Origin of the sequence: Aestuariivirga sp. (assembly GCF_037139295.1) — a bacterium.
GTDB lineage: Bacteria > Pseudomonadota > Alphaproteobacteria > Rhizobiales > Aestuariivirgaceae > Aestuariivirga.
Genome location: NZ_JBAXGR010000112.1, coordinates 1 through 9044, shown reverse-complemented (window position 1 = coordinate 9044; position 9044 = coordinate 1). Strand labels below are relative to the sequence as shown.

Annotated in this window: 7 protein-coding genes and 2 pseudogenes; 1 reads left to right on the top strand and 8 read right to left on the bottom strand. The window is 62.8% G+C overall.

Features of this window, described 5'->3' with window-relative positions:
• The 8 genes and pseudogenes from nuoH to WCJ41_RS18210 form a co-directional block, all read right to left on the bottom strand.
• Nucleotides 1–920, bottom strand: a pseudogene (gene nuoH, locus WCJ41_RS18245) (NADH-quinone oxidoreductase subunit NuoH); the annotation flags it as partial.
• Between the two features lie 66 nt (nucleotides 921–986).
• Nucleotides 987–3068, bottom strand: a complete 2082-nt coding sequence (gene nuoG / locus WCJ41_RS18240; protein WP_336907266.1) for an NADH-quinone oxidoreductase subunit NuoG — start codon at nucleotides 3066–3068, stop codon at nucleotides 987–989.
• 22 nt (nucleotides 3069–3090) lie between these two features.
• Nucleotides 3091–4398: an NADH-quinone oxidoreductase subunit NuoF gene (gene nuoF / locus WCJ41_RS18235; RefSeq protein WP_336907265.1), complete on the bottom strand. Its 1308-nt coding sequence runs from the start codon at nucleotides 4396–4398 to the stop codon at nucleotides 3091–3093.
• A 9-nt stretch (nucleotides 4399–4407) separates the two neighbouring features.
• On the bottom strand, nucleotides 4408–5439 hold the full coding sequence (gene nuoE / locus WCJ41_RS18230) for an NADH-quinone oxidoreductase subunit NuoE (RefSeq protein ID WP_336907264.1): 1032 nt from the start codon (nucleotides 5437–5439) through the stop codon (nucleotides 4408–4410).
• Nucleotides 5436–6629, bottom strand: coding sequence for an NADH-quinone oxidoreductase subunit D (locus tag WCJ41_RS18225; RefSeq protein ID WP_336907263.1), 1194 nt, complete (start codon nucleotides 6627–6629; stop codon nucleotides 5436–5438). Before WCJ41_RS18225 ends, nuoE begins: the two co-directional genes overlap by 4 nt.
• Complete coding sequence (locus WCJ41_RS18220) at nucleotides 6626–7228, bottom strand: NADH-quinone oxidoreductase subunit C (RefSeq protein ID WP_336907262.1); 603 nt, start codon at nucleotides 7226–7228, stop codon at nucleotides 6626–6628. Before WCJ41_RS18220 ends, WCJ41_RS18225 begins: the two co-directional genes overlap by 4 nt.
• A 2-nt stretch (nucleotides 7229–7230) precedes the next feature.
• Nucleotides 7231–7704 (bottom strand): annotated as a pseudogene (locus tag WCJ41_RS18215) (NADH-quinone oxidoreductase subunit B family protein); the annotation flags it as partial.
• 41 nt (nucleotides 7705–7745) lie between these two features.
• Entirely contained in the window at nucleotides 7746–8111 is a 366-nt protein-coding gene (locus WCJ41_RS18210) for an NADH-quinone oxidoreductase subunit A (RefSeq protein WP_336907261.1), read from the bottom strand.
• A 670-nt stretch (nucleotides 8112–8781) separates the two neighbouring features.
• Here WCJ41_RS18210 and WCJ41_RS18205 point away from each other — a divergent pair.
• Nucleotides 8782–9044, top strand: a 263-nt coding sequence (locus WCJ41_RS18205; RefSeq protein ID WP_336907260.1) for a hypothetical protein, incomplete at its 3' end; no start/stop codon positions are given.

Sequence of the window (9044 nt, the reverse complement as noted above, 5' to 3'; positions counted from 1 at the left end):
CAGCCCAGGCGCATCAGCTGGTCATAGCGGTAGCGCGGCACGAAGGCCTTCACCAGCGCGAACATGAAGAACACCAGCACCACCTTGAGGAAGAACCAGATGAAGCCGGGCACCCAGTTCAGGGGCGGCACGTCGATGGGCGGCAACCATCCCCCGAGGAACAGGATGGTGGTCATCGCGCACATCAGCGTGATGGCCACGTATTCGCCGAGCATGAAGAGGAGGTAGGGCGTGGAGGAATATTCCACCATGAAGCCCGCCACCAGCTCCGACTCCGCCTCGACCAGATCGAAGGGCGGGCGGTTCGTCTCGGCCAGTGCCGAGATGAAGAAGATGATGAACATCGGGAACAGCGGCAAGAAGTACCAGTCGAGGAAAGACCCCGGCAGGCCCAGCATGGTGCCGAGGCCTGTGTGCTGCGAGCGCACGATCTCGGTGAGGTTCAGCGAGCCCGCGCACATCAGCACGGTGACGATGACGAAGCCGATCGAGACTTCGTAGGAGACCATCTGCGCGGCGGAGCGCAGGGCCGAGAGGAACGGATACTTCGAGTTCGAGGCCCAGCCGCCCATGATGACGCCATAGACGCCGAGCGAGGACAGCGCGAAGAGATAGAGGATGCCGACATTGATGTCGGAGATGACCCACTTGCCCGAGACGAGGCCGAAGAAGGAACCTTCGGAAACCGGAACAACGGCCCATGCGGCAAGCGCCAAGGTCGCCGTCACCAGAGGTGCGATGACGAAGACGCCCTTGTTGGCGCCGTCCGGGATCACCACTTCCTTCAGCGCGAACTTGATCAGGTCGGCGAAGGACTGGAACAGGCCCCAGGGGCCAACGACGTTGGGGCCACGGCGCATCTGCACGGCGGCCCAGATCTTGCGGTCGGCCCACAGCAGGTAGGCGACGATCAGCAGCAGGCCCGCCATGAAGCCGAAGCTAATGACGGCGAAGAACAGGAGAGTGAGGAGAGCCTCGATCATGATTTACTCAGCGGCCTCGAGCTTCTGCACGTTCTTCAGGGCCGAGCATTCGGCCATGATCCTGGACGCGCGGGCAATCGGGTTGGTCATGTAGAAGTCGGTGATGGGCGAGCGGAACGCCTCGGCCGACATCGCACCCTCGATCTTGCCGAGGTCAGCGAGTTCGTTGGTCGGTGCGGGCGTTCGCTGGTCGATGCGCATCAGCTGCGGGGCCACCTTGTACATGGCGGCGCGCAGTTCATCGAGATTGTTCCACGGCAGCGGGTTGCCGAGGGCTTCCGTGAGCGCGCGGAAGATCGCCCAGTCCTCGCGGGCATCGCCCGGCGGGAAGGAGGCGCGCTCCGTCATCTGCGGGCGGCCCTCGGTGTTGACGTAGGTCACCTGCTTTTCGACATAGGCCGCACCCGACAGGATCACGTCGGCGCGGTGTGCGCCGGCGTCGCCGTGGGTGCCCACGTAGACGACGAAGGTGGCGCCGAGCGCCTGGGTGTCGATCTCGTCCGCGCCGATGAGGAAGAGAATGTCGAGTTCGCCGTTCTTCGCGGCGTCCAGCATCTGGCGCGTGGTCTTGCCACCGTCCTGCGCGGGCAGCGCGCAGACGTCGAGCGCGCCGACGCGACCGGCGGCGGTGTGCAGAATGTTGAAGCCGTTCCAGCCGTCCTTGATGGCGCCCAGCTTCTCGGCGGCCTTGTAAGCGGCGGCCAGAACCTGCGGACCATCAGTGCGGTCGATGGCGCCCTGCCCCACGATCACCATCGGCTTGGCGCCGCCCTGCTGTTCGGAGGCGAGGAACTTGCCCAGCGTCTCCGGACCATTGCCAAGGTGGGTGTAGCCATAGGTGAGGTCGGCGCGCTCGCCGATCAGGAAGACCGGGCAACCGCCGCGCGCCACGCGCCGGCGGATGCGGGCGTTCAGCACCGGCGCCTCGAGGCGCGGGTTGGTGCCGATGAGGAGGATCGAATCCGCCTCATCGATGCCGGCGATGCCGCTGTTGAAGAGATAGCCTGCGCGGCCGCCCTTCTCGCCCAGTGGTGTTCCGTCCTGGCGGCAGTCGATGTTCTTGATGCCGAACTGGTCGGCGAACTGGCGCACCGAGAAGGCCTCTTCAGCACCCACGAGGTCGCCGAGGATGATGCCGACACGGTCCGGATTCACGCCGTTCATGCGCTGCGCGATGCGCTGGAAGGCTTCGCCCCAGGAGGCCGCACGCAGCTTGCCGAATTCGCGCACGTAAGGCCGGTCGAGGCGCTGCGCCTTGAGGCCGTCCCACACGAAGCGCGTCTTGTCGGATATCCACTCCTCGTTCACGTCTTCATGGGTGCGCGGCAGGATGCGCATCACTTCACGGCCACGCGCGTCCACGCGGATGTTGCAGCCAACCGCGTCCATCACGTCGATGGTCTCGGTCTTGCGCAGTTCCCAGGGCCTCGCCTTGAATTCGTAAGGAAGCGAGGTGAGAGCACCCACCGGGCAGAGGTCGATGATGTTGCCCTGAAGTTCGGACGAGATCGCCTTGTTGAGGTAGGTGGTGATCTCCATGTCCTCGCCACGGCCGGTGGCGCCCATCTCCTCGATGCCGGCCACTTCCGTGGTGAAGCGGACGCAGCGCGTGCACTGAATGCAGCGGTTCATCGAGGTCTTGACCAGCGGGCCCAGATATTTGTTCTCGACGGCGCGCTTGTTCTCGTGGAAGCGGTTCTTGTCGATGCCATAGACCATGGCCTGGTCCTGCAGGTCGCACTCGCCGCCCTGGTCGCAGATTGGGCAATCCAGCGGGTGGTTGATGAGCAGGAACTCCATCACGCCTTCGCGCGCCTTCTTCACCATCGGGGTGTTGGTAAAGACTTCCGGCGGCTCGCCATTGGGGCCGGGGCGCAGGTCATTGACCGACATGGCGCAGGAGGCCTGCGGCTTGGGCGGGCCGCCCTTCACCTCGACGAGGCACATGCGGCAGTTGCCGGCGATCGACAGGCGCTCATGGTAGCAGAAGCGAGGCACTTCCGCGCCCGCCTGTTCACAGGCCTGCAGGAGTGTGAGGCCGTTCTCGACCTCAAGTTCCACTCCGTCGACTTTGATCTTGGGCATCAGCTTGCTCGCCTTACTATTCTTATTCGGCCGCGATCTTGGCGGTAGAGCCGTCGTGGTCGGGGTTCGCGGCATACTGGTCGATGCGCGCCTCGATCACCGGGCGGAAATGCGCGATCAGGCCCTGGATCGGCCAGGCCGCCGCATCGCCCAATGCACAAATGGTGTGGCCCTCGATCTGCTTGGTCACGTCCAGCAGCATGTCGATCTCGCGCTTCTCCGCACGGCCCTCTGCCATGCGGTTCATCACGCGCCACATCCAGCCCGTGCCTTCGCGGCAGGGCGTGCACTGGCCGCAGGACTCGTGCTTGTAGAAGTAGGCGAGCCTGGCGATGGCCTTGATGAGGTCGGTCGACTTGTCCATCACGATCACCGCCGCGGTGCCGAGGCCCGAGCGCAGCTTGCCGAGCGAGTCGAAGTCCATCGGCGTGTCGATGATCAGGTCGGCCGGCACCATGCGCACCGAGGAGCCGCCGGGGATGACAGCGAGAAGATTCTCGTAGCCGCCGCGCACGCCGCCGGCATGCTTGTCGATCAGCTCGCGGAAGGGAATGCCGAGCTCTTCCTCGACGACGCAGGGCTTGTTCACGTGGCCCGAGATGCAGAACAGCTTGGTGCCCGTATTGTTCGGGCGGCCCAGCGAGGCGAACCACGTGGCGCCGCGCCGCATGATGGTGCCGGCAACGGCGATGGATTCGACGTTGTTCACCGTGGTCGGCGCGCCATAGAGGCCGACGTTCGCGGGGAACGGCGGCTTCATGCGAGGCTGGCCCTTCTTGCCCTCGATCGACTCGAGCATGGCCGTCTCTTCGCCGCAGATATAGGCGCCGGCGCCATGGTGGACGATGATGTCGAAGTCCCAGCCGTTGACGTTGTTCTTGCCGATGAGGCGTGCTTCGTAAGCCTGGTCGACGGCGGCCTGCAGATGCTCGCGCTCGCGGATGAATTCGCCGCGCACATAGATGACTGCCGTGTGGCAGCCCATGGCGGCGCCGGCGAGCAGGCTGCCCTCGACGAGGAGATGCGGCTCATGGCGCAGGATCTCGCGGTCCTTGCAGGTGCCGGGCTCCGACTCGTCGGCATTGACGACAAGGTAATGCGGACGCTCGCCGATGACCTTGGGCATGAACGACCACTTGAGGCCGGTGGGGAAGCCCGCGCCACCGCGGCCACGCAAACCGGAGGCCTTGATCTCGTTGATCATCCAGTCGCGGCCGTTGGCGATGAAGCCCTTGGTGCCGCTCCAGCAACCGCGCTTTTTGGCACCCTCCAGACCCCAGTCATGGAAGCCGTAGATGTTGGTGAAGATGCGGTCCTTGTCAGCGAGCATCGCTTGTCCTCACTTGTTCGGCTTGACGCCGATGGGGTTTACGGGACGCCAGCCGCCGGCCAGCTTCTTGGCCTGTGCGATCCAGTCGTCACGTTCGATGCGGCCCTTGAAATCCTCCAGCCGGGCATCGACCCAGCGGATTTCCTTCTCCGTCCAGCTGGCGACCTGGTCGAAGTGCCACACGCCCATCGTGTTCAGCAGTTCACGCAGCTTGGGGCCGACGCCCCAGATCAGTTCGAGATCGTCCGCCTTGCCGTCCTTCGGGGCGGCATGGAGCACAGGCGCGACATCGCCAAGCGCGGCAGCGGGTGCCGCTGCAGGCGGAGGCGGTTCCTTCTTCTCGGCGGCCGGCGGCGGGGCTGCGGCCGGCGCAGCAGCCGGGGCGGCCGGCGGCGGCGGCGCTTCGACGCGCACGAAGGTGCGCTGGCCTTCATAAAGCGACGGATCGGTCAGCGCCGTCTGGACGCCTTCCGGCGCAGCCATGTGTCGGTCGATCTGCGGACCCACCTTCACCTTGCGGCCGGCGGCGAGATCATCGATCAGCTTTTCGAGCGTGGCCGGCGTCAGGTCTTCGTAGGTGTCCTTGAAGATCTGAACCATCGGCGCGTTCACGCAGGCGCCGAGGCATTCGACTTCTTCCCATGAGAAGTTGCCATCCTCGGAGATGTGATGCGGCTCGTGGTTGATCCTGTTCTGGCAGACCTTCTTCAGGTCTTCCGCGCCGCGCAGCATGCAGGGCGTGGTGCCGCAGACCTGGATATGAGCAATCTTGCCCACCGGCTGCAGCTGGAACATGGTGTAGAAGGTCGCGACCTCGAGCACGCGGATATAGGCCATGTCGAGCATGTTCGCGACATACTCGATCACGGGCTTCGTCACCCAGTTGTCGTTCTGCTCCTGGGCGCGCCACAAGAGCGGGATCACCGCCGAGGCCTGCTTGCCCGCGGGATATTGCGCGATTTTTTCCTTGGCCCAGGCCAGGTTCTCCGCGTTGAAGGCGAAGCTGTCGGGCTGAACAGGATGAAGACGACGGACGCTCACCGGTCCACCTCACCAAAAACGATGTCGAGAGAGCCGAGCACGGCGGAAACGTCGGCCAGCATGTGGCCGCGGCAGATGTGGTCCATGGCCTGCAGATGGGCAAAGCCGGGAGCCCGCAGCTTGCAGCGGTAGGGCTTGTTGGTGCCGTCGGACACGAGATAGACACCGAACTCGCCCTTGGGCGCCTCGACGGCGGCATAGACTTCGCCCGGCGGCGTGTGGAAGCCTTCGGTGTGAAGCTTGAAGTGGTGGATCAGCGCTTCCATCGAGCGCTTCATCTCGGCGCGCTTCGGGGGAACGACCTTGCCATCCTTCGACGACACGGGGCCGCTGCGCTCAGGCCCCAGCAGGCGCTCGATGCACTGCTTCATGATCTTCACCGACTCGCGCATTTCCTGCATGCGGATCAGGTAACGGTCATAGCAGTCGCCGTTCTTGCCGATCGGAATGTCGAATTCCATGTCGTTGTAGCATTCATAGGGCTGCGCCTTGCGCAAGTCCCAGGCAGCACCCGAGCCGCGCATCATGACGCCGGAGAAGCCCCACTCGAAGCATTCCTTGAGCGAGACCACGCCAATGTCGACGTTGCGCTGCTTGAAGATGCGGTTGTCGGTGAGGAGGCCCTCGATGTCGTCGAGCACCTTGTTGTGGCCGTCGCAGAACGCGGCAATGTCCTCGACGAGGCCGGGGTCGATGTCCTGGTGAACGCCGCCGGGGCGGAAGTAAGCCGCGTGCATTCGCGAGCCCGAGGCACGCTCATAGAACACCATCAGCTTCTCGCGCTCTTCGAAGCCCCACAGCGGCGGCGTCAGCGCGCCTACGTCCAGGGCCTGGGTGGTCACGTTGAGGAGATGCGACAGGATGCGGCCGATCTCGGAATACATCACGCGGATCAGCTGTCCGCGGATCGGAACCTCGATGCCCAGCAGCTTCTCGATGGCGAGGCACCAGGCATGTTCCTGGTTCATCGGCGCCACGTAGTCGAGGCGGTCGAAATAGGGAATGGCCTGCAGGTAGGTCTTGTATTCGATCAGCTTCTCGGTGCCGCGGTGCAGAAGGCCGATATGCGGATCGACGCGGGTGCAGACCTCGCCATCGAGTTCAAGCACGAGGCGCAGCACGCCATGAGCCGCGGGATGCTGCGGTCCGAAGTTGATCGAGAAGTTGCGGACAGATGACGTGTCGGTCACGGCTTCGCCTTTTCATCGCCGGGGAGGACGTATTCGGTGCCTTCCCACGGGCTCAAATAATCGAATGCGCGGAATTCCTGGGTGAGCTTGACGGGTTCATAGACCACGCGTTTGGCAAGATCGTCCCAGCGCACCTCGACATAGCCGGTGAGCGGGAAGTCCTTGCGCAGCGGGTGGCCGGCAAAGCCGTAGTCGGTCAGGATGCGGCGCAGGTCCGGGTGATTGGAGAACAGAACCCCATAGAGATCGAAGGTCTCGCGCTCATACCAGTTGGCTGCGGGGAAGACGGAGATGACGGAGGGCACAGCCGTGTCCTCGTCCGTCTGCACCTTAACGCGGATGCGGCAGTTCTTGTAAGGCGAGAGAAGATGATAGACCACGTCGAAGCGCTTCTCGCGGTCGGGGTAGTCCACGCCGCAGATGTCGATGAAGCACACGAAGTTGCATTCGGCGTCGTCACGCACGAAAGTCAGCACGCGGATGATCTCCGCAGCCTCCGCTTCAACGGTCAGTTCGCCATACGCAACCTGGAAGCCCGTCACCGCGCTTCCAAGCTTGGAGGCGATGTGCTCGCCCAGTTCGTGCAAGGTCTCAGCCATCATCAACGCTCGATCGTTCCGGTACGGCGGATCTTCTTCTGCAGCTGCAGAACGCCATAGATCAGCGCTTCAGCGGTGGGCGGGCAGCCCGGCACATAGATGTCCACCGGCACGATGCGGTCGCAGCCGCGCACCACGGAATAGGAGTAATGATAATAGCCGCCCCCATTGGCGCAGCTGCCCATGGAAATAACGTAGCGCGGCTCCGGCATCTGGTCATAGACCTTGCGCAGCGCAGGCGCCATCTTGTTGGTCAGCGTGCCGGCCACGATCATCACGTCCGACTGGCGGGGCGAGGCGCGGGGCGCGAAGCCGAAGCGCTCGAGGTCCCAGCGCGGCATGGAGGCCTGCATCATCTCCACCGCGCAGCAGGCCAGCCCGAAGGTCATCCACATCAGCGAGCCGGTGCGGGCCCAGTTGATGAGATCGTCGGACGCGGTGACGAGGAAGCCCTTGTCGGCGAGTTCGGCGTTGACGTTGGTGAAGAACTCGCGCTGCTCAGGGGAGGCCTGTTCGATCAATCCCATTCGAGAGCTCCCTTTCGCCACTCATATATAAAGCCGATGGTCAGCACGCCGAGGAAGATCATCATCGACCAGAAGCCAAAGACCCCCACTTCCTTGAGCGAAACCGCCCAGGGGAACAGGAAGGCCACTTCGAGGTCGAAGATGATGAAGAGGATCGACACCAGGTAGAAGCGGATGTCGAACTTCATGCGGGCATCGTCGAAGGCGTTGAAGCCGCACTCATAGGCCGAGAGCTTCTCGGGGTCCGGGTTGCGGAAGGCGATCAGAATCGGGACGATCAGCAGGATCAGGGAAAAGCCGAGCGCCACCCCGAGGAAAATGACCAGCGGCAGATATTCTCGCAACAGTTCAGGCATGTGATCTCGCCTCTCAGTCCACCAGGGCGGCAGACAAGAATCCGCCGTTTGGTAGCGCACCGCCCCTCCTCCCGCAAGTTTTTCGGCACAATTGTCAAATCATCATGACAAGTGTTGGGCAGCTGGCGGACGGATTGGGCGATTTGCGACCCACAGCCGGACGCTGAATCAACAAATTCAAGGCGTTAAGGAAATTCGCACGAAAGACCTCTGCGTGACGCCGAAATGGGTGTTATCGCCCCGAAAGCTGCCTCACGCTACCCGGCCGGCGCCGTCCGCCATCAAGACCGGAAACACCCGGCAGCCCACCCGGCAGATGGCTTCGCCATTCAGCGAAGGCCCCTAGTCGAATTGATCGCTGAACCTTCGGGCTTTTGTAACAACTTATGCCGGGATCTGAATATTCGCACCTACGTTCCAGGCTTGTCAGTTGAAAAACACATAAGGGTTGTATTTTACGCCTAATTATACTCTTAAATCAGTAAAAACACAGATAATTAACTTGCACTGACAGATGGTTGATATAGTATTTTTAATTACGCTTAAATACTAAATTAATAGCTACTTATACGTAGACCTCGGCGTCGGGGTTTCAGTCAGCTGATGAACTGGGTAACAGCCGCGAGCGACAGCGGAGGTGCGGGCTACAACCGCAAATGGAGTTTGCGCGATGAAGAGCAAGTCTAAACTGATCGCCGCGTCCGTGCTATTCACCACTGTGGCAGGCAGCGCCTTGTTGGCCTCCACCAGCCTGTCTTTGGCTGGCCTCAACGACAGCAGCTGCTGGGAACAGAGGCAAGTCACCGCTAGGGACCCGATCCACGCCCGCGGCTGCGGTTCGTTAGGCGCCATCGAGCCGAACAATGGTGAGCGTGTCAAGCCCGCCGGCGTGACCCTCGGCAAGAAGCTTGGTGGCACGAAGCAGAACAACCC

Excerpts from the sequence above, each read along its gene's own strand:
- WCJ41_RS18220 (WP_336907262.1), bottom strand. The coding sequence starts at position 7,228 with ATGGCTGAGACCTTGCACGAACTGGGCGAGCACATCGCCTCCAAGCTT.
- nuoF (WP_336907265.1), bottom strand. The coding sequence starts at position 4,398 with ATGCTCGCTGACAAGGACCGCATCTTCACCAACATCTACGGCTTCCAT.
- WCJ41_RS18210 (WP_336907261.1), bottom strand. The coding sequence starts at position 8,111 with ATGCCTGAACTGTTGCGAGAATATCTGCCGCTGGTCATTTTCCTCGGG.
- nuoG (WP_336907266.1), bottom strand. The coding sequence starts at position 3,068 with ATGCCCAAGATCAAAGTCGACGGAGTGGAACTTGAGGTCGAGAACGGC.